Here is a 20,333-nt window from a genome sequence, read left to right on the forward strand (position 1 = left end):
CGACGGCGGCGCGCTGGAGAGAGAAGATCTCCTCGCCTGTCTTCGCGGTCAGCGCGCTCCAGTCAGGTGAGCACGTCGGTCGCAGTCTTCGCCCCGAGGACGTTATCGATCCAGCGGTCGAGGGTCGCGATGTCCGTGCATGCGTGAATACGCGCGCTCTCGTTCACGGTCAGCGCGATCCCTGCACGCGCAAGCAGCCGCAGCAGCGTGTCCCTCTTGCCCTCGCGTAGCCCCTCGAGCTTGCCCTCACGCATGCCCTCGAGCTTGCCCTCACGTAGACCCTTGAGCTCGCCCTCACGTAGGCTCGCGAGCTTGATGCGATCCATCAGCTCCCGCACGAACGGAAACCTCGCCTCGTCTTCGATCTGCCGTTCCATGACCAACGCCTCCAGAGCCCGCCGCATGGGCTCACGCAACCCGCTCCAGATGACCTGAAAGTAGACCATCGCGTGCTCCTGGTCGAGCCGCCCAAGCGCAACGAGCGCGGCCTTGACCACGGTGAGCCCGCTCGGCCCATTGCCGTGCGCCACCGCCGAGAGCACGGCCAGCTCGGCGTCCTTCTCCGCCTCGGCAGGGTCGGTGATCTCGGGGACGACGGCCGGACCGAGCACCAGCGGCTCGACGTGGCCGAGGCCCAGGCCGAGGTCGATGTTCTCCGCCGCCCAGGCGGCCACGCCGGCGTCCGGTGCGATCACGAGGATGACCGTGCCGCAGCGCTTCCTGGCACGCACGACCGTGACGTACGTCGGCCACGAGAACTTCTTGTCCGGATCCATGTCGCGCTGGACCTCGATGACGATCGCAAGCACCAGCGCGCCGCTCGCGTCTCGAAGCTCGAGCACCAGATCAGCGCGGAACTCCACCGGGAGGAGCTGGTCGAGCGACGATTCGACGACTCCGACCGAGGTGTGTGGCGGCACCTCGAGGCGGAAGAGCGTCGCGAGCCAGTGGGGCGCGAGCTCGGGGTGCTCACGGAACATCTCGACGAGGGCGTTGTGCTCGAGCGTCGGCATGACGCTCGACCTCGAGCACACCCCATGCCGGCGCGAAAACACGGGAGAACCCGAGGAGAGCTCCTGCTCAGGGGGTGGCGCCGCCATGGCGGAGGGCCGCCGGCATCCCTCCGGTGAAGCGCCCATCCACGGCGCTGATGGATCCATCCAGAACATCGAATGGTCGGCCGGATGCGCGTCATTACAACTCTCTTCACCGAAGCGCGGCGCGCCGTGCGCCGCCGAAGAGGAGGATCCCATGACCGCTGCTTTCCCGACCGCCGTGACGCTCTCCCTCCTGGCCCGCATCGAGGCCAAGCCCGGCAAGGAGGCCGAGGTCGAGGCGCTCCTCCGCTCCGCCGTCGGCCTCGCCGCCGAGGAGCCGCGGACGGTTCACTGGTTCGCGCTGCGCATCGGGCCGTCGACGTTCGGCATCTTCGACACCTTCGCGGACGAGGTGGGGCGCAAGGAGCACCTCGCGGGCCGCATCGCCGCAGCGCTCATGGCCAAGGCGCCGGAGCTGCTCGCCGCGCCGCCCGTCATCGAGCACGTGGACATCATCGCCGCGAAGGGGTGACCGGCCGCGCCCGCGCAGCGCGTGAGAGCAGCGCGTCCCAGAAGAGCTGCAAGCCCGGCGCCGGCGTGCGATCGCCCGAGCGCACCAGCGCGACGGTGCGACGGAGGGCCGGATCGACGAGCGGGCGCTGCGACGCGCCCGTCAGGAGCACCGAGTGCTCGGGCATGAAGGCAAACCCCAGCCCCGCCTGCACCAGGCTCTGGACCCAGTCCTCCCGGTCGGTGCGGTACGCCGCGTACAGGTCCACGCGCCGCGCGGCGCACACGCCCGTCACCTGCTCGCGCATCTCGCAGGCGAGCCGATCGAGGTAGGGCTCGCCGTCCAGATCCTCGAGCCGCAGGCCCTCGCGCGCGGCCAGGTGGTGGCCGGGCGGGAGGACCACGACGTAGCGCTCCTCGTAGAGGGGCGCCACCACGCACCAGTCCGGCACGGCGTCACCGAGGTTCGAAACGATGACGTCGACCTCGGCCTCCTCCAGCCGCCGCAGGAGCTCCCCCTGCACGGCCACCGCGATCTCCAGCTCCACCCCCGGCGCCTCCGCGCGGAACGCCGCCAGCGAGCCCGCGAGCCGCGCGGGCCCGATGGTGCAGAGGATGCCCACCCGGAGCGGCACCTGCTTGAGGCGCCGGTGGTTGTCCGCGATCACCTGGACGGCCTGCATCTCGTCCCGCAGCCGCTGGAGCCGCGGCAGCACGCGCTGCCCCAGCGCCGTGAGCTTGGCGCCGCCGCGCTCGCGCAGGACGAGCGGCCCGCCCAGCTCCTCCTCGAGCTTCTTGATGGCGGCCGTGAGCGCGGGCTGCGAGACCGCGCACCGCTCGGCCGCGCGCGTGAAGCTGCGGGTCTCGGTCACCGCAAGGAAATACCGGACCTGATGCATCTCCATGGCCGCGCATCTTCGCCCGGCGACGCCGCCCGCGCCAAGGAGGGCGGCGCGATCGCTCGCAGCGATGGCATCCACGCGCGCGCCTCCGTGGCACAAACGCATCATCGACGTCGAGGCGATGGGCGCCAGGGCCTCGGCCGAGCACCGACGCGGATTGTCACGAGCCATCGAGAAAGGAGGACGAGATGAACGAGACCGATAGGATGATCCCGCCGCGCGCGCTCCTTGTGTCTGCAATCATGCTCGGCGCCCGCACTGGCGCCGAGCAAACCGACGGCGCCGACGTGCTCTCCGGCGAGGAGGTCGGCGTGGCGGCGTCGAGCCTCACCACGCGCCGAGCGCGGAGAATCCAGGGCTCTCCAAGGTCAAATACGAGCGCGCAGGGCGCCCGACGCCGGCGGGGTTCGGGCTGTTCATACCCACCGCTCGGGCGAGCGGAAGCGCTCCACGCGCGCTTGACACCGGCAATGGTTCTGCGGCTTCCTGTACGTCATGGGCAACGCTCCCGAACCCGCGTTGAGCGCCGCCGCGCAGGGCCTCGTCACCCTCGCCAACGAAGAGGCCGAGCGCGCGGGCACGGTCCTCGGCGTCTTTCACTGGCTCTTCGCCGTGCTCGACCGATACGGCGGGATGGCCGAGTCGAGCGCTGAAGGGCTCGTCGCCGCAACCGCGATGTCCCACCTGCGCGGCTGGCTGCGCCGCGGCGAGACCGGACTGCCCCTCAGCAGGGACGCGGTCGTGCAGCGCGCAGCAGCGCGAATGGAGGAGCGATGCGCCGAGGTCGTGACCGAGCACGACATCGTCGTCGTCATTCTGAGGGCGGCCGGCTACACGGTCCGTCCAGGAGGTATCGGCGCCGATCAGCGCCAGCCGAAGGCTCGCCTGATCCTGCACCGGGCCGACGGCCAGAGGACGATCGAGCTGCGCCCGGTGACCTCGATCGGGCGGAACGAGACCCACGCCGTTCCCGTCAACGATAGCAAGGTCTCCAAGGATCACTGCGTCATCGAATTCAGCGCTGGCGGCTGGACGATCCGGGATCTGGGCAGCGCGAACGGGACGTTCGTCAATGGCGAGCGGGTGCAGAAAGGAGCGGCGCTCAGGCACGGCGACGAGATCACCCTGGGCGACACCAAGGCTCGGTTTGAAGACGACTCCGCGCCGGCGGCGCCCGCCGGCCTCACGGCGAAGCGCAGTGCGACGCCTGCGTGGCGTCCTCGCGCGAAATCGCCGACGCCGGTCCTGAACGCGTTCGCGCGCGATCTCACGCACGAGGCCGCGGCGGGCACCCTGCCGCCCGTCGTCGGCCGGAAGGAGGAGACCGCGCTCGTCCTCGAGACGCTGTGCCGGCGCACCAAGCGAAACCCCATGCTCCTCGGGCCCGCGGGCGTGGGCAAGACGGCCATCGTCGAGGGCCTGGCCGTGCGCATCGTGCGCGGCGACGTGCCCGAGCTCCTGCGCGGTGTGCGGCTGTTCGCGCTGTCGCTGGGCGCGCTCGTCGCCGAGGCGGGCCGGGCGCATGGAGAGCTCGAGAAGCGGGTGATGGCCGTCCTCGCGGAGGCAAGCCAGGATGGCATCCTGCTCTTCATCGATGAGGTGCACGCGATCGTCGGCGCAGGCGGCGCGGCCGGCCGCAATGACGTCGCGAGCCAGCTCAAGCCGGCGCTCGCCCGCGGAGAGATCGCGTGCATCGCCGCGACGACGGACGACGAGTACCGGCGCTTCATCGAGCCAGATCCCGCCCTGGAGCGTCGCTTCCAGCCGATTCGCGTGAGGGAGATGACGCCAGAGCAGACGCTCGACGTGATGTTCGCGACGCGCGATGAGCTCGCGAAGCTCCGCGGCGTGAGCGCGGGCGACGACGTCGTACGATGGCTCGTCGGCTTCGCAAAGCAGTTCCTCCGCAACAGGCACTTCCCCGACAAAGGCGTCGACCTGCTCGAACAGTGCGTCGCATACACGGTGTCCAAGGGGAAGAAGGTGGTCGAGCTGGACGACGCCGAGGCCGTCGCCCAGCGCATGATCGGCATGCCCGTCGCGCTGTCGGCGCGCACCGGAAAGCTGCACAAGGCGCTCCTGTCGCGCGGGCTGCTCGCCGAGGAGGACGCCACCAGGCTCGTGGAGCGGCTCGATGTCACGATGCGGGGGCTCGATCTCCGCCCCGCGCGGCCGAACGCCGTCGTTCTGCTCCTGGGTGACGCCACCCAGTCCGCAAGAGCGTTGAGCGACGTCATCGCCGAGGCGTTGTTCGGCGCCAGCGACCGTGTGGTTGCGATCGACTTCGCGAGCTACGTCCACCCCGCCGACACCGCGTCCCTCATCGGCGCGCGTCCAGGCTACATCGGCTACTCGGACACGGTGGCGCTCCACCGGGTCGCGGAGATGCCGTGGTGCGTGCTGCGGTTGGACAACGTGCACGGCTGCCACGACCGGGTGCGCGAGATGCTCGTGCAGATGCTCGCGGAGGGATCCATCACCGATTCGCGAGGCAAGCGCATCTACCTGAGCGACGTGGTCGTCATCGCGACCGCGCCACCGGTGCGGGGGGTGAGGCTCGCCGCGGCGAACAGCGGCTCCGTGGCCGCGAGGTTCGCCGATCTGCGCGCGGGTGAGCAGGCGCTGGGCGCCGCGTTCATGGAGCAGTGCGATCTCGTGTGCTCGGAGTTGCCCAGCGCTGGCGAGAAGCAGAGGGGCTATGTGCAGTCGGTGCTGCTCGCCGGTCTGGCCGAGCGCTGGAGCGAGCACGGCCTCTCGCTCGCGTGGGACGTGACGCTCGTTGACTGGCTCATCGCCCAGGCCGGCGCGCAGGCGAGCCCGCAGGGCTGGGAGCGGTTGATCGACGGCGAGCTGACGCCCGTCATCTTGCCGCACCTCGGACGCCCGGACGGGCGGCAGCGCTCGCTCGTCGTGTACGTCGCCGACGGGAAGATCGAGGTCGGCACCGACGCCCCGAGGCCTCCCGAACGTACAGAGCGTCAGACGGAGGTGACCGCCGAGCCCCCACCTCCGCGAGCGGAGGACGAACGGCCCGCGCCGGCGCCTGCAGCGAGCCCCACGACCAGAGCGATGCGCCTCCTGAGCGTGTGGGGCAGTTATGCGTGGAAGGGCTGGTCGACGCTGACCGATGTCCTCTGTACACCCGACGGCAGCGGCGTATGGACGCTCGGGCACGATCTCCATAGTACCCTCTGGGACGCCGTGAGCGGCGAGCCGCTCCGGCGCTTTCCGCTCGATGCGCCTGGCGCCGAGGAGCACGCGGTCCCGGCCGTCGGCGCGATCACGCCCGACGGCGCGCGCCTGCTCGTGGGCCGCTACGACGGCAGCCTCGCCCTCTACGACCTCGGTCAGGGTGCGCGCCTCTGGAAGGTGAGCGCTGTCGACCAGGGGCAGCGCACGGTCCCTGTCATCCGCTGCATCGCTGTCTCGCGGTCCGGAAGGCTCGCGGCCACGGCCGCGGCGGGTGAGCTGGCCCCTGCAGTCCGCGTCTGGGACGTTGCGCGGGGGGTGGAGATACAGCGTGTCGAAGGCGCGGCGGCGACCGTCGCGTTCCTGCCCAGCGAGCAGCTGCTCGTGGACGGCAAGCGAGTGATCGACGCCGCGACGAGCGCCGTGGCGTACGAAATCCCTGGGCCGAGCCGGGTTACCGCCGCGGCGTGCTCGTCTGACGGCGCGCATATCGTGATCGGCGATCACGACGGCAATCTCTGGTGCTGGGAGACGGCAAAGCTCGCCGCCGCGGCGCCGCCAGCGCCCAAGTGGAAAGGGCAGAATACCAATGCCTGGGGAGAGAAGAGTCCCATCGACCACGCCGCGATCTCCCACGACGGGAGCTGGGTCTTCACGGTGAGCACGCTGAGCCACCAGCACTGGGCGCTGGCGAACGGGCTGAGGGTGAGCAGCTCGGGCTTCCACGGCACATGGCGGGTCACGTACGCCCCCGACGCGTCGCGCGCGTTCGGGATAGAGCTGCACCACAAGCGGATCTGCCATTTCGACATGATCCGCCGCGGCGAGGTGCGGCCTCCCTACGAGCACGAGGAGACGATCACGTGCCTGGCGATCTCGCCCGACGGAAGGCTCGCGGTCACGGGGAGCCGGGACAGGACGGCGCGCCTCTGGGACGTCGCGACCGGCAGACCGATGGGAGTACTCTCCACAATGTCGGTGAACGCGGTGGCCTTCTCGGCCGACGGGCGCCGCGTGTTCGTGGGCGATGAAGCAGGCGGCAGCGCGTACGACGTGTCCACCCGGCAGCGGCTGGTCCAGTGGTCGTGGGTGGCGCTCAAGATGGCAGCATTCGTCGTCGTCGCGCCGACGCCCGACGCCACGGGCGTGGTGTTCTGCGACGCGGACGGGTCGGTGCTCCGATGGGACCTCCAGGCGTCGAGGGAGGTGTGGCGGAGGACCAAGGCGGGCGCGAGACGGGCGACCTTCTCGACCGATGGTTCGCGTCTGGTCGTCACGACGGCGCACCGCACGCTCGAGATCTGGGACGCGGAGAGCGGCGCGACGCTCTCGCAAAACCCCGTGCCGGACCGGCTCAAGACGCAGCCTCAGGTGCTCCTCCGCGACGGGCGCACCGTGCTCGCGATCCAGACCGAGCAATGCCTCGCGCTGCGCGACCTCCCTTCGGGAGCGGAGCAGCGACGCTTCCCGGGATCGCAGCTCGCCGACGGCGTCCTCGCGGTCTGTCCTCATGAGCGCCTCGCGGTCACCGCGACGGCGCGTGGAACGTTGCAGCTCTGGGACATCCCGGGCGCCTCGCTCCTGGACACGTTCGATCTGGCGTCGAGCTCCGATACCGTGACCTGCGCCGCCTTCCTGCCGGACGGGCGGGCGCTCCTGGCGGGGACGACGCGCGGGGTGGTGCTGCGGTTTGCGCCGATCTGAACGGGAAGGTCGCCCTATCCGTGCCGAGCAGCGCGCTGTTTCGCCTCTTCGACACGCCACTCGAGGTGCTGCTCGAATCGCCTTTTGAACGCGAATATCTGCGATTTTATCATCTCATAGTCCTCCTTTCGCTCGATCCGCCGGACGAGCGGCATCCACACGTCGTCGGGTACCTCGAGCGCGCGGCAGGCGCGCGTGAGCGCGGCCACCAACGCCGTGGAGATGTCGTCCTCCGGGGCGTACACGATGAGCAGCATGTGCAGCTTGGCGGCCAGTACGAGGATCGCCAGTGCGTCCGGGCCGAAGCGCTCGCGGACCTCATCGGCGTTCTCACGGCACAGCGTCGAGAGCAGGTAAAACCAGACATCCGCCGTGTCGCTGATCTTCTCCCCCTTTCGTGGCGGGAGCTCCGGTACGGTCAGCCCGAGCCGCTCCGCCGCGTCGTTCGACGTTCGCACCAGGTCCGGCATGTCCGCCGGGCCCAGCTTTCCCGTGCTGTACGCCGCCGCGATCGCCGCGGCGTTGCTCGCATAGAGCCACACGTCGAGCTCTCGCGCCTTGCACGGCGCGCTGCCCGATAGCCGCTCGTGCAGCGCGTCCGTCACCTGACGTTTGAACTCGAAGACGGCGTCCGTCGCCCGGGCGCTGTCACCAGCCTTCAGGTCCTGCTCGAGCGAGCGAAGGCTCGCATCGGAGATCCCGAGCGTGCGCAGCTGTTGCTGATAGCGCGCGATCACGTCGAGCCGCGACGGCTCGTCGAGGTGCTCGACGAACTCCGGCGTCATGCCGACGTCGAACGCCAGGATGAACGCCGTCTTCGGCCCCACTCCATGCCGCCGGCCCAGCTCCCCATGGAGCAGCGCTGCGTCCTTGAAGCATCGTTTCAGATAAGCAGATTTGTCCTCGCCCGGCTTCGGCGACTCCAACGCGATGGGCTGCGTGAAGCCGAGACGTCTCCCGTTCTGGTTGGCGCGCTTCAACTGCCTGCCGACAAAGTCATCGGCCCGCTCCGGCGATGCCAGGTTGGACGCCTTGATCCTCGCCGCCAGCGAGAGCCTGAACCCGAGGAGAAAACACTGCCGCAGCCGCTCGACCGGCGTATCCTCCGCCCCGGCTGCCTCGGCCTCGCGGAAGGGGGGCTCGGCGCGATCGGCCCCAGCGCCCTCGCCGCCCGCGAGCTCCCGGAGGATGCGCACCACCTCGCGGTGCTGTCCATCGACATTGTCATACAGGACGAGCCGCACGCCGGCCTTCTCGAGCTGCCTCCTTCGGTAAGGTGTCGCAGCGTCGGAGGGGACGAGCGCAAAGTGCCTCGGCGGCTGATCGCCGGCGAAGGCGCGCACCCGGGCGAGGACGGCGTCGAAGTCATCGTCGGACAGCCGGTAGCCCACGAAGAGGAGCGTGCAGGTGTTGAAGAGCGCTCGGAACACCTGCTTGAGGTTCTCATCGGCGTTCATGGCGTGGTCGTAGTCCTGCCGGGTCAGGACCCAGGTCGACCGATCCACGAGCGTGCCATGGAGCTTGAGGATATACTGCCGCCGCTGGGCGAGATCCGCGGTGGCGCGGGCGACCGCTGGCCAAGCGCCGGCGAAGGCGCGCTCGAGGAGGCCATCGAGGTTGGTCGTGAGCAGGGCGCGGAGGAGCGGTCGAAGGGCCCCGATCGCCAAGGCGATGTCAGGCAGACGCTCTATGGCCCGATCGTCGAGGTCACGCGCGACGGCAGCGCCGAACTCGACCGGACCCAGGCACTCCTTGATGGCGGAGAGGGCGTCGATGAACCGCTGCTGCTCGGCGAGCGTCGCGATCTCGAGGAGGCTCGCCACCGCCGCGCCGCGCGCGCGACAGCGCGCGGCGAGCCGCTCGATGAGCTCTTCGCGCGAGGGCAGTCCCGCGGCGACCGAGACACCGGCGCCCGCGAAGGCCACGAGGTCCCCGCCGCGGTAGGCCTGGCGCAGCTCTTCAAGAGCTGGGTCCGCTCCGCTGCCCGAGCTGCCGAGGTGCACAACCATGGTTGGAACGCCGACGAGCCTAGCACACCTCAGGCCCTGCCCTGTTCCGCGTTTCCGCGGCCCGAGGCGTACCGCGGGCCGACCGGCAGCCGGTCGCGCGCCTCGGCCCAACCAGCGCTCGGGACGGCGCCGACAGGCGCGCTCGTACACCCGCTCGCGGCCGCGGCAGCGCGACGTCGCGCGCCTCGTGGGGGGTCACCGCAGCGCGGTGGTGATCACATAACGCGTCTCGCCGAACTCCGGATCATTGCACTCCTTGTAATACTCCCCGGAGCGGTTGAGCTTGCCGCAGTACTCCTTGCAACGCCCGACGATCTCGATCATCCCGCAGCCCTCGAGATCGCCGTCCGCGCCGAGCTGGCCCGCGGCGCAGTCGCGCTTCGCCGCGCGCGCGACGTCGACGTTCGCCGGGTTGTAACAGGCGCGCAGGTACGGCGTCTCCGTGAAGAGGTTCCCCCAGAAGGCCCCTTCGACATGAGGGTACTCGTCGAGCTCGCCGCACCCGACCTCGTGATGCAGCGGGTTCTGTCGGGAGCGCATCGAGATGCTGACCGAGACGCCATAACGGTTCGTGTGGGCGGCGAGGCACGCGGAGACCATCCGCTTGCCCTCGTCGTCGAGCGGGCGGCGGTCCCACCGGGGCGCGAGGCCGAGGTGTCCGGGATAGACCTCCTTGTGGGTCGCGCCCGCGCGGTCGGTCCAGGAGAAACGGAACGACTGGGACTCCTTGAGCGCGCAGCTGACCGTGTACTTCACGAGCGACCGGAAGAGATCGCCCCTCGCGCCAGGATCCCTGAGAGCGGAGGCCGCCACCGGGCTCAACGCGTTCACGCTGAGCGCGTTGACGCTCAGCGCATTCGCGCTCAGCGCATTCACGCTCAGCGCATTCGCGCTCAGCGCATTGCCGGTCGCGAGCTCGTCAGCGCTCGAGCCGAGCTCCTCTGTTTCATCCCCCGCTTCGAGCGCCTGCTCGGGCGCGACGCAGCCGGTAGCCACGAAAAGGATGCCTGCGCACCCAAGTACAGCCCTGGTTTTCACGTGATGAGACCTCAGGTAGCGAGCCAAGGGGAGCGCCCACGCTCCCCGATCACAGCACGCCCTCCGGCGCGTCGCTCAACACAACGACAGCCGGGAACTCTCCACGTCAACGATCAGGGTACGGCAAACCACTTCGACTGTCAGCCATTAAATTGCACGTCCTCCGCGGATTCCTCCGTGGGACAGCAACGATTCGTCACGTTCGGCCACGTTCCGTGACGTTCGGCCACATTCAGTTCCGGCGGTTCCGCCCGGCTCCGACAGCTCCGACCCACTGCGATGCGAGCTCCAGGGTGCGGGCGTTGTCCGGAACGTGTGAGAGAAAGCGCCCGCGCCACTCGGGATCGCGGACGCCGGCGGCCCGGTCGAGCAGCTTGTCGCGCGCCGAGGAGATGGCGACCGCCGCGCTGGCCGCGTCGCCGACCGCGGAGAACGCCTCCGCGTGGACCAGCCGGATCATCGACTCGCCCTCTTCGATCCCGCCGAGCGACTCGAGCGCTGCCAGGGCCTCGCCGGCGGCCGCGAGCGCCTCGGCGGCGCGCCCCAGCCCGATCAGCGCCCGGGCGCGGATCGCCATGGCCGTGACGCGGAACGGCGACGCGCTCTCCAGCGCCTCGGCGAGGCGCGCCTCGCGCTCCGCGCCCGCGAGATCGCCGGCGAGCAGGGCGATCTTCGCGAGGTACGAGCGCGACACCACCTCGGCGCGCGGGTCGCCCAGCCGCTGGCTCGAGGCGAGGGCCGCCTCCTCGACGGCCCGCGCCTCGGCGAGCCTGCCGCGGTAGGCGAGGACCTGCCCGAGGCTGGCCTGCGCCGCCGCCGCCACCTCGTGCAGACCCATCCGCTCCGTGGCCTCCAGCACGGAGCGGAGCGCCGCCTCGGCGCCGCCGAAGTCGCCGAGCTCGCCGTAGGAATAGCCCAGGTTCGCGCGGGTGATGCACGCGTTGCGCCGGTCGCCGACCTGCTCGAACGCCACGAGCGCGGCCTCCAGGCCGGTGACGCAGGCGCCGGGATCACCCCCGCTCATCGCGCGGAAAGCGCGCGCCTGGTGCAGCCCCGCGGCCACCTCGGCGCCCGCGCCCGCGCCGGCGCCGGTCGACGCCCCGTCGCCCATGGCGCGCTCCACCTCCGCGATGAGCCCGTCGACGATCGCAGGCCGTCCGGCGAAGGCCAGCGTCGAGGCGCCCATGCAGAGACAGGTGCTCCTCGCGCTCTCCGCGCCCTGCGAGGCGGTGACGACGACCGCCGCGCCCATCCACCGCTCCACGCGGTCGAAGCCGCCCAGCTTGCTCGCGGCCGCGACGGCCTGCGTGACGGCCGCGAACCACGGCGCCGAGCCGGGCGCGAGGTGCCGCGCCGCGTCCGTCCCCCGCTGCTCGGCCAGCGCGAGGTCGCCCCGCCACACGTGCGCCTCGGCCTGGACCAGCCGGAGCGCCCCCACCACCGCGGGCTCCGGCGCGCACTCGAGCCCGCGCTCGGCCCGCGCGATCGCGGCGCCGAGATCGTTGCCCTCCAGGGCGTGCTGCGCCGCGCGCAGGTACGCCGCCGCGGCCCGCGCGGGCACGGCGCCGCGCTCGAAGTGCTCCGCGAGCGCCATCGCGTCGGGCTCGCCCGCGCCCTCCAGCCAGGCGCCCGCCAGCGCGTGGCCCAGCCGCCGGTCGGCCTCCGTCAGCATCCCGTACGCCGCCTCGCGCACGAGCGCGTGCCGGAAGCGGTACTCGACCTCTCCGCGCAGCCGCCCGGGGCCGCGCCGGTGGACCACCTCGCGGCGCTCCAGCTCCGAGAGCCAGCGCGTCACCTCGGCGCCCCCGAGCAGCGCGCTCACCGCGCTCGGCCAGAACGCCTGGCCGAACACGCTCGCGGCCCGCAGCACGCGCCGCGCCTCGGCGTCGAGCGCCTCGATGCGCGCCTGCACCATCGCAAGCACCGTCTCCGGCAGGTCCGCGCCGTGGCCGGCCGCCACCGCGCGGACCTGCTCCTCCAGGTAGAACGGGTTGCCGTCCGCCCGGTCCACCAGCGTGGCCACGAGCTCCGCGCTCGCCTCGTCGCCCAGCGCGGCCCGCACCAGCCGCTCACTCGCCCGGCGCGTGAGCGGCGGCAGCATCATCTGGTTGCCGAAGCGCCCCTGAGACAGCCCCGGAAAGGCCTCATGCACCTCGGGTCGGGCCAGCCCGAGCACCAGGAACGGCAGATCCCGCAGGCTCCGGAGCGCCGCCTCCACCATGGTCAGGGTGGGCAGGTCGCCCCACTGCAAGTCCTCGAGGATCAGCAGCACCGGCTGCCTCGCGCACTCGGCCCGGATGAACTCCTCCCACGACAGCCGCAGCTGATCGCCCATCAGCTGCCGGTTGCGCCGCGCCGCGCCGACCCGGATGTCGTCGTCCGGGAACGGCGCGCCGAGGAGCTCGCCAAGGAAGGCGCTGACGCGCCCGACGTCGAGCTCCGGGTGGCGCTCGACCCGCGCCCTCACCTTGCGCCGCCGCTCCTCCAGCGGCTCGCCGTCGACGATGCCCATCGCGCTCCGCAGCGCGCGCGACAGCAGGCCGAACGCCGAGCCAGAGCTCATCGGGTCCCCCTGGCCGATCCACACCTCCACGGGGGCGCCGTCCGCCAGGTCGGCGCCGCCCCCGCCGCGCGCGCGGTCGGCCGCTCGCGCGTTGCGCGCCGACACCGTCTCGAGGAACTCCTGCCGCAGCCGCGATTTGCCCATGCCGGCCGCCGCGACCACCAGCAGCGCGCCGGAGGTCGACTCCTCGGTGCTCCGATCGAGCTCGGCGCTGAGCACGCCGAGCTCCCGCTCCCGCCCGAAGCACGCCACCGGCTTGCCGAGCAGCGCCGGCGCCGACGTCACCCGGAGGTCGTCCCGCGCCCCGTGGAGGAAGCGCGCGCCGCCCTCGCAGCTCGTCTCGAACCGGCCGCCCAGGAGCCCCGCCGTCACCTCGTCGATGCGGACCGCGGCGACCGCGCCCGGCTCGCCGCGCGACGGCAGGAGCTGGACCGCCCGATCGATGAGCTCGCCCATCGGGATGCGCGACGTCAGCTCGGCCCGGCCGGTCACCAGCGAGACCTGCGCGCCGCCGAGCAACGCGCGCAGCGACAGCGCGCAGCGCGCGGCCTGCGCGGCGAGATCGGTGGCCGCCTCGGCGCTCGTCAGCACGAGCAGCGGCGATCTCGCGTCGATGAGCTCGATCTGGCCCTGGTAGCGCTCGGCGAGCGCGTAGAGCTCGTCGGCGCGGCCCGTCGCCCGCGCCTGCTCCTCCTCCTGCGAGCGCGTCACCTCCTCGGGCGCCGAGCGCTCGTGGGCGAGCACGAGGCACGTGACGCGCCGCTCGCTGCTCGTGAGCTCCAGGACGGGCGCCAGCGCGGCAGGGTAGGCGCCGTCGGCCGCGCCGGCGCGGCTGAGGTCGATCGCGCGGAGCTCCTCGGCGACGGCCGCGCCGTCGCGGGGCCTCCCGTCTGGCTGCTTCGCGAGCATCCTGGTGACGAGGGCGTCGAGCTCGTCCGGCAGGTCCGGGCGGACCTCGCGGAGGCGCGGCGGCTCGTCGAGCAGCACCTTGACCATCACGGCGAGCGCCCCGGCGCCCTGGAAGGCGGCGCGCCCGGTGAGGCACTTGAAGAGCACGCAGCCGAGCGCGAACACGTCGGCGCGGGCGTCGACGCGCCGCTCGCCGCGCGCCTGCTCGGGCGCCATGTACTCCGGGGTCCCGAGGACGGTGCCCGGCAGGGTGAGCTGCTGGTCGATCCGGAAGCGCGCGATCCCGAAGTCGAGCACCATCGCGCGATCGAGCCGCCCCTCGACGAGGAGCAGGTTGCTCGGCTTGAGGTCGCGGTGCACGACGCCCTGCCCGTGGAGGGCGCCGAGCGTCTCGGCGATCCGCGCGACGACGTCGACGCTCTCGGCGGGGGTGAGCCCTCGCCGCGCGATGCGCTCGGCGAGCGTCTCCCCGGCGAGCCACTCCATCACCAGGTACGGCTTGCCGGCCGCCGCGACGCCGTGGGCGATGTACCGGACGACGCCGGGGACGCGCAGCGCCGACAGCGCCTCCACCTCGCAGGAGAAGCGGCTGAGCTCACCCTTCTCGGCGCGGCGAAGCACCTTGAGAGCCACCGTGTCGCCGCTTCGCCGGTCGCGCGCCCGGTAGACGTGCCCCATCCCGCCCGAGCCCGCGAGGCCCTCGATCTGGAACCGCTCGTCGACGATCTCTCCGACGCGCATCAACGGCCGTGAATCCAGCGATATCACGCGCGCCGCCCTCCCGGTCTGGATACAGGTCCGGGATGGTAGGGCGACTCACCTCCAGCGCGACCGCGACCGGATCGAACGCGCGATGCGACGCGTCAGGGCTGGAGTCTCACGAAGAGCACGCCGGGGCGCTCGGGGAGGACCGGCGCCGCGCACGCGCTGGCCGCCCGCCGGCGCGAACGAGGGTCCTCGACGGATACGTGCGTGTGCGCAGGCCGTCCGGGTGGCGCGCCGAGCGCGGGTAAGCCATCGACGACGAGGGCGCCCGTGATGGGGGAACGCCGCCGGCGCCGGAGAGGGCGCCGCCGGGTGCCATGTTCTGCGGGCTCGCTTCAAGGCATCTGAAAAGCCATCGAGGAGCGCATCTCGCCATGTCGATAAGCCACGTAGTCGCGTCATGTCGATGGGTCGGTCTGGCGCATCGCGGACCTCGTCATCGCGCCGGCGAAGGGACGTGCCTGCGCCATCGACGAACGCGAGACCCCGCCGACGGCGCCCGGGGTGGGCGCGCTGGAGCGGCGCGGAGGCGGCGCGCGCCCGGAGGGCGGCCCTGAGGCGCGCTCGCCGGCGGGCCGGCACCTCCGCCCGCCGCGTGGCGTCAGGACGTCCGCGCGGCGCGAGCGAGGACGGAGACGGCGCTGGGCGGACATCATGAATGAAGTTTTTCTCTCCTGACGTTATCTTCGCCCCGGCGGCGTTTGTGATGAAGATCTTGTCCCCCGACGCCGTCTCGCCTCGGCGGCGTTCGCGAGCCGGCTCGGCGACCAAGGTGGCAGTTGACTTCCACCCGCGGAACTGCAATGTCTCTCGCTGCGCTTGCCCTTACCCACAGGAGACGTCGGATGTCGATGAGCAAGAAGCTGATGAGTGCCGTGTTGATGACCGTCGGCATTGGCTTTGCTGGAGCCGCGTGGGCCGCTGGCGGGACCGCGGACCTCCCCGCATCCGTCGCCGAGAAGAAGGATTTCGGCTGCGGTGCAAAAGGACAGAAAGCCTGTCCGATGCAGGGCTGGATGAAGTCGGTGATGCAGTCGGCGACCACGAGCGGCGACGGCGCGAAGATCGCGGAAGCGCTGAAGTACGTGGCGGCGAGGCCGCCGAAGGGCATGGACAAGTGGGTCGCGATCTCGAACGACGGCATCGAGAAGGCCAAGAAGGGCGACATCGACGGTGCCAAGGCGAGCTGCAAGACCTGCCACGATCTGTACAAGGCGGAGTACAAGGAGAAGCTCCGCGACGCCCCCTTCTGAGGCGCTTCTCTCCTCTCTCGCGCTCTTCCCTCCCTCCGTTCTTCCTTCCGCGCGCCGAGAGCGCGCCTCCTTCGGGCAGCCCTGGCCGGTCACGCCGGGGCTCGCCAGTCGGTCTGCGGTGACGGCCATGAGCCGCCCCGCGGACCAGAGCCCCCCCGCTGGGTGCGCGCCGGACGGCGCAGCTCAGCAGCCGCCGCCGGCAGCCGCGCAGATCTCCTGGGGCGTGAGCGTCCGGCCGAAGATGCGGAGGCTGTCGAGCATCCCGTTGAACTCGTCTTCCCCCGAGGGTTCGTCCGACCCGATGTGGACGGGCTGTTCGCCGGAGGCGATCACCGGGCCAGAGGGGCTCTGGTCGACCTCGACGCCGTTCACGTAGAGGCTCTGCGTCTGGCCGTCGGAGAGACAGGCGACGTGCGTCCACTGCCCGGGAACGATGGGGTAAGTCACGTTCCGCTCGACGCCCATGGTGCAGCGGATCTGTCCGCCCGGCATCAGGAAGAGCGAAGGCTTCCCGCCGCTGTCGATCACGGTGTATCGCCGCTTCTCGGGGAGAGAGGCGGGGTTGATCCAGACATCGATGGTCATCGCGGAGGCGGTCCACGCGGCGTCGTGGCGGAAGTAGAGTTTGCTCCCCGTCGTCACCGAGAGCGCCTGGCCGGCGCGGCCAGGCGCGTAGTGCAGGCTGCGCACCCGCTCGGGCGTGAAGTGATGCTGCGAGGCGTCGTCGGGGTTGCCCTCGAACGCGAAGCACGCGATCAGCGATGGAGCCGCCGCCCCGCACAGCGGCTTTGGAGCGCCATCGGGCTCTTCGACCGGATCCCCGCCGGGCTCTTCAACCGGATCCCCGCCGGGCTCTTCGACCGGATCTCCGCCGGGCTCTTCGACGGGAGCGCCGCCGGGTTCTTCCGCCGGAGCGCCGCCTGGCTCTTCGATGGGAGCGCCGCCAGGCTGTCCGGCGATGGCTCCGCCGGGTTCTTCCGCCGGAGCGCCGCCAGGTCCTCCGGGTTGAGCTTCGGATTCACCTGACCCGCCTGTGCCTTTCGTGTCGAGGGCGCAGCCCGGCAGCGACAGAAGAAAGACGGCGACGCCGGCCAGGCGATGTGCAGAGTGATGGAATTTGCAAAGCATGCTGCGTTTCCTGCGGGGCGCTCAGCGTAGCTCAGAATGCCGCTCCCTGTCACCGTGCCTCGCACGAAGGCTCGACTCGCGCCGGCGCGCCGATGCAGTGAGAAGAAAAATGCACCACAGAGGCGCAGAAGAAGAGACGCGGAGTGCATTGCCGTCGCTCGCTGCTCTCTCCTTCGTGTGAAGCCTCCGCGTCTCCTGGGTCGCGTTCGAGCGAAGAGAAGACCGTGAGCGCAGGCGGGTCGGCGTTTTTTTACGGTGGAGGACGACAAGTCGACTGTTGCTCGACGTCGTGGTCCGGTTCATGGACGGATTCATGGACCGACACGGGGCTCCGCTCCTGCTGCTCACGGCGACGTGGCTCCTGGCTGGCTGCGACAGGGAGGCCCCCCCACCTCGGCCGGACGCGACGCCTGACGGCGGCGGAGGAGGGGCGGCCGCGCCGGGGTGCGCGGCCGGCGAGCGCACGACCGATTCTGGGTGCGAGCCCGCGGGCATCCCGCCCGAGGCCTGCGGCGCCGGCTTCACGCCGGGCGACCGAGCGTGCGCGCCTGTCCTGCCGGATGCCCCCTGCCCTGCGGGGACGATGGCCGTGCCGGGGGAGACCGCCTGTCGCGAGGTCGCGCCGTGCGGTGAGGCGCCCTGGGGCGACATCGCCCTGGACGAGGAGACACAGCACGTCGACGGCGCCTATGCAGGGGGCGACTCCGATGGCACGCCGGAGAGGCCGTGGACGACCGTCAGCGAGGGCCTCCGCGCGGCCGCGCCCGGCGCGGTCGTCGCGATCGCCGCGGGTACGTATCCAGAGGACGTGATCGTCGACAGGCCAGTACGGCTGTGGGGGAGGTGCCCGGCGCTCGTCGCGATCGCCGGGGCGGGGCCGGACACGGCCGCGGCCATCGACGTCGGCGCGGGCGCCGACGCGGCCGAGATACGGGGCGTCGCGATCCGCAGCGCGGGACAAGGTATCCTGGTCTCGGGCGCGAGCGGCGTCGTGATCGACGAGGTCTGGGTGGCCGGCGCGGGCGCCCAGGGCATCAAGGTGGACAACGAGCGAGGCCCGGCGGCGCTCACCGTCCGTGGCTCGCTCGTCGAAGGTGCCCACCGGGTCGGCGTGCACAGCGCGGGCGCCGAGCTCGCCCTCGAGTCGTCCGTCGTGCGAGGGACCCTCGAGTCCGGCGAGGTCGAGGGGACGGGCGTCGGCGCGAACAGGGGAGAGGGCAACACGCCGGCCTCGATCACGGTGCGCGCATCCATCATCGAGCAGAGCCACGGAACCGGCGTGTACCTCATCGCCTCCGAGGCGCTCGTCGAGGACAGCGTGATCCGCGACAGCACCGGAATCGACACCAACGCCGCCGGGATGGGCGTGCTGGCCATCCGTAACAGCCGGGGCCAGCCGAGCCAGGTGACCTTGAAGCGCAGCGTCCTCGAGGCCAACGAGGAGGCGGGGATCTGGGTCCAGGGCTCGTCCGCCGTCGTCGAGGACACGGTCGTGCGGGACACGCGGCCTTACCCGGACAAACTGGCGACGGGGTGGGGCATCTATATCGCCGCCGACCTCGAGGAGGGCCTGCGCTCCGAGGCGACCCTGCAGCGCGTGGTCGTCGAGCAGAGCCGCTACGTGGGCGTCGCGATCCTGAGCTCCGGCGCCTCGCTCGACGGCGTGCTCGTGCGCGACACCCTGCCGCGCGACGGGGACGGCAAGCACGGCGTCGGGCTCGCGGTGGCCTCCCGCGGCCCGCTGCGCGGCGAGGTCACGGCGCGCGGCTCCGTGGTCGAGGGGAGCCGCACGGCGGGTGTCTTCATCGAGGGCGCCGACGCGACGCTGGAGCGGGTCGCGGTCCGCCGCACGCTCCCGCAGGCGTCGGACGGGCGTTTCGGCCGGGGGATCGAGGTCCACGCGCTCGACACGCCGGACGGGCGGAGCGGCCTCGTGCTCCGGTCGTCGCTCGTCGAGGAGAGCGTCGATTCGGGGCTCGCCCTCTTCGGATCTGCGGCCGCCCTGGAGGAGACAACGGTCCGCGGCACGCGGAGCTCAGCCGGCGGGCTCCAGGGAAACGGCGTCACGATCGTCAAGGACCCCGGCGACTCGGAGGCCACGTTGACCGGCGTGCGCATCGAGGCGAGCGACGGCGCCGCCGTCGCGAGCTTCGGCGCCTCGGTGGCGCTCGCGCGCAGCACCATCGAGTGCAACTTCATCGATCTCAACGTCGAGACGGAGAGCGGCACGGCGGGCAAGATCACCGACGGCGGCCAGAACCAGTGCGGCTGTCAGGGCGTGAGCATCCCGTGCAGGGCGAAGAGCGCGGGGCTCGCGCCGCCGGAGCCGCTGCCGGAAGGGCTGTGACGCCGGCCTCGCCTCAGCCCGGCTCCCGCCTGGCGCGGCGCGGATCCCCCGCTGCGCTCCGCCGCGCCTCCGGCTGGCAGGCCGGGCAGAAGATCGCGTCGTGCCCGTGGACGCTCGCGCGACGGAGCTTGTCGCCGCAGCGCGGGCACGGCTGGCCCGGGCGCCCGCGGACCTTGAGGAAGTCGCGCAGCCGCTCGTCCAGCGCCGGCGCGCGCCGGGCGATCGTCCGGGTCGCGTCGCCGAGGACACGGGCGATCGCCACGTGCAGGCGGTCGGTCTCCTCCTCGGAGAGGCTCTGGACCGTCGCCTTCGGGTGGATCTTTGCCTCGAAGAGCACCTCGTCGGCGTACGAGTCTCCCATGGAGTCGAGCGCCGTCCCGTCCATCAGGAAATCCTTGGCGAGGTCGCGCCGCCCGCGCGCCGCGGCGCGGAACGCCTCCTGCGTGAACACCCGAGGATCGAGGACGTCGAGGCCGACGCGCTGGAGCCCGGGGATCCTGTCGAAATCGCCCCGCGCGAGCACGTAGACCTTGCTCATCTGCACGTCGTCTCGGACCCTGAGCTCGCGGCCGTCCCCGAGGGTCAGCGAGAAGGCGAGATCGGTTGGAATCCGCGTCTCTCCTGGCCGCGTGATCGAGAACCGCCCTGCCAGCATCGGGGAGATCACGAGATCGAGCGCGCGCGCCCCGCCGAGCTCGAAGACGACGGCGTGCGCCCGCCGCGCCACGCGCCGGATCTCCGCGCCCGGCAAGAGCGCGTCGAGGCGCTCCGGGAGCAGGACGTGCAGCACCACCGAGTTCTCGGCCCGCGCCGCGGCCACGGCAGCGCCCGCGAGCTCGCGCGCGAGGATCGGAACGACGTACTCCAGGTCCGGGCGCTCGGGCACGCCTCCAGGATACAGATCTCGCCGCGAAGATCGCGCGACTTCGGGCGAGGCGCGAAAAAGAGGCGCGGCGGCGCGCTGATCACGCGCTGTTAC

The 20,333-nt window shown here is 71.6% G+C and carries 12 protein-coding genes; 4 read left to right on the top strand and 8 right to left on the bottom strand.

Going from position 1 to position 20,333, the window contains the following annotated elements; genetic code table 11:
* Positions 1–62: 62 nt before the first annotated feature.
* Complete coding sequence (locus WMF22_RS38525; protein WP_437294934.1) at positions 63–1,253, bottom strand: hypothetical protein; 1,191 nt, start codon at positions 1,251–1,253, stop codon at positions 63–65.
* Here WMF22_RS38525 and WMF22_RS38530 point away from each other — a divergent pair.
* Entirely contained in the window at positions 1,252–1,569 is a 318-nt protein-coding gene (locus WMF22_RS38530) for a putative quinol monooxygenase (protein WP_437294935.1), read from the top strand. The genes WMF22_RS38525 and WMF22_RS38530 overlap by 2 nt on opposite strands.
* On the opposite strand, the gene WMF22_RS38535 is transcribed toward WMF22_RS38530, so the two are convergent.
* A complete protein-coding gene (locus WMF22_RS38535) occupies positions 1,550–2,452 on the bottom strand; it encodes a LysR family transcriptional regulator (RefSeq protein WP_438032990.1) in 903 nt (300 codons plus the stop codon). The two genes, WMF22_RS38530 and WMF22_RS38535, sit on opposite strands and share 20 nt — an antisense overlap.
* A 492-nt stretch (positions 2,453–2,944) precedes the next feature.
* On the opposite strand from WMF22_RS38535, the gene WMF22_RS38540 reads away from it, so the two are divergent.
* Positions 2,945–7,342 (top strand): FHA domain-containing protein, encoded by a 4,398-nt coding sequence (locus WMF22_RS38540; RefSeq protein WP_438032991.1) that lies wholly within the window; start codon positions 2,945–2,947, stop codon positions 7,340–7,342.
* Between the two features lie 14 nt (positions 7,343–7,356).
* On the opposite strand, the gene WMF22_RS38545 is transcribed toward WMF22_RS38540, so the two are convergent.
* The 3 genes from WMF22_RS38545 to WMF22_RS38555 form a co-directional block, all read right to left on the bottom strand.
* Positions 7,357–9,351 carry an SIR2 family NAD-dependent protein deacylase gene (locus tag WMF22_RS38545; protein WP_438032992.1) on the bottom strand — a complete coding sequence of 665 codons (1,995 nt, stop codon included), beginning with the start codon at positions 9,349–9,351 and terminating at the stop codon, positions 7,357–7,359.
* A 195-nt stretch (positions 9,352–9,546) separates the two neighbouring features.
* Positions 9,547–10,347: a hypothetical protein gene (locus WMF22_RS38550; RefSeq protein WP_437294939.1), complete on the bottom strand. Its 801-nt coding sequence runs from the start codon at positions 10,345–10,347 to the stop codon at positions 9,547–9,549.
* 274 nt (positions 10,348–10,621) lie between these two features.
* Entirely contained in the window at positions 10,622–14,602 is a 3,981-nt protein-coding gene (locus WMF22_RS38555) for a protein kinase domain-containing protein (RefSeq protein WP_438032993.1), read from the bottom strand.
* Between the two features lie 869 nt (positions 14,603–15,471).
* Between WMF22_RS38555 and WMF22_RS38560 the strand changes: the two genes are divergently transcribed.
* Positions 15,472–15,879 (top strand): hypothetical protein, encoded by a 408-nt coding sequence (locus WMF22_RS38560; protein WP_438032994.1) that lies wholly within the window; start codon positions 15,472–15,474, stop codon positions 15,877–15,879.
* A gap of 183 nt (positions 15,880–16,062) precedes the next feature.
* Here WMF22_RS38560 and WMF22_RS38565 read toward each other — a convergent pair whose 3' ends face one another.
* Both WMF22_RS38565 and WMF22_RS38570 read right to left on the bottom strand, forming a co-directional pair.
* Complete coding sequence (locus tag WMF22_RS38565) at positions 16,063–16,569, bottom strand: LamG domain-containing protein (RefSeq protein ID WP_438032995.1); 507 nt, start codon at positions 16,567–16,569, stop codon at positions 16,063–16,065.
* Between the two features lie 65 nt (positions 16,570–16,634).
* The gene (locus tag WMF22_RS38570; RefSeq protein ID WP_438032996.1) at positions 16,635–16,901 is read right to left on the bottom strand and encodes a hypothetical protein; all 267 of its coding nucleotides are present in this window, start codon (positions 16,899–16,901) and stop codon (positions 16,635–16,637) included.
* A 419-nt stretch (positions 16,902–17,320) separates the two neighbouring features.
* Between WMF22_RS38570 and WMF22_RS38575 the strand changes: the two genes are divergently transcribed.
* The gene (locus WMF22_RS38575; RefSeq protein WP_438032997.1) at positions 17,321–19,354 is read left to right on the top strand and encodes a hypothetical protein; all 2,034 of its coding nucleotides are present in this window, start codon (positions 17,321–17,323) and stop codon (positions 19,352–19,354) included.
* Positions 19,355–19,367: 13 nt separating this feature from the next.
* On the opposite strand, the gene WMF22_RS38580 is transcribed toward WMF22_RS38575, so the two are convergent.
* Entirely contained in the window at positions 19,368–20,240 is an 873-nt protein-coding gene (locus tag WMF22_RS38580) for a DNA-formamidopyrimidine glycosylase family protein (protein WP_437294945.1), read from the bottom strand.
* Positions 20,241–20,333 lie beyond the last annotated feature (93 nt).

Source organism: Sorangium sp. So ce204 (genome assembly GCF_051526795.1).
Taxonomy (GTDB): domain Bacteria; phylum Myxococcota_A; class Polyangia; order Polyangiales; family Polyangiaceae; genus Sorangium; species Sorangium cellulosum_B.

Excerpts from the sequence above, each read along its gene's own strand:
- WMF22_RS38575 (WP_438032997.1), top strand. The coding sequence starts at position 17,321 with ATGGACCGACACGGGGCTCCGCTCCTGCTGCTCACGGCGACGTGGCTC.
- WMF22_RS38530 (WP_437294935.1), top strand. The coding sequence starts at position 1,252 with ATGACCGCTGCTTTCCCGACCGCCGTGACGCTCTCCCTCCTGGCCCGC.
- WMF22_RS38545 (WP_438032992.1), bottom strand. The coding sequence starts at position 9,351 with ATGGTTGTGCACCTCGGCAGCTCGGGCAGCGGAGCGGACCCAGCTCTT.
- WMF22_RS38560 (WP_438032994.1), top strand. The coding sequence starts at position 15,472 with ATGTCGATGAGCAAGAAGCTGATGAGTGCCGTGTTGATGACCGTCGGC.
- WMF22_RS38525 (WP_437294934.1), bottom strand. The coding sequence starts at position 1,253 with ATGGGATCCTCCTCTTCGGCGGCGCACGGCGCGCCGCGCTTCGGTGAA.
- WMF22_RS38555 (WP_438032993.1), bottom strand. The coding sequence starts at position 14,602 with ATGCGCGTCGGAGAGATCGTCGACGAGCGGTTCCAGATCGAGGGCCTC.
- WMF22_RS38540 (WP_438032991.1), top strand. The coding sequence starts at position 2,945 with ATGGGCAACGCTCCCGAACCCGCGTTGAGCGCCGCCGCGCAGGGCCTC.
- WMF22_RS38535 (WP_438032990.1), bottom strand. The coding sequence starts at position 2,452 with ATGGAGATGCATCAGGTCCGGTATTTCCTTGCGGTGACCGAGACCCGC.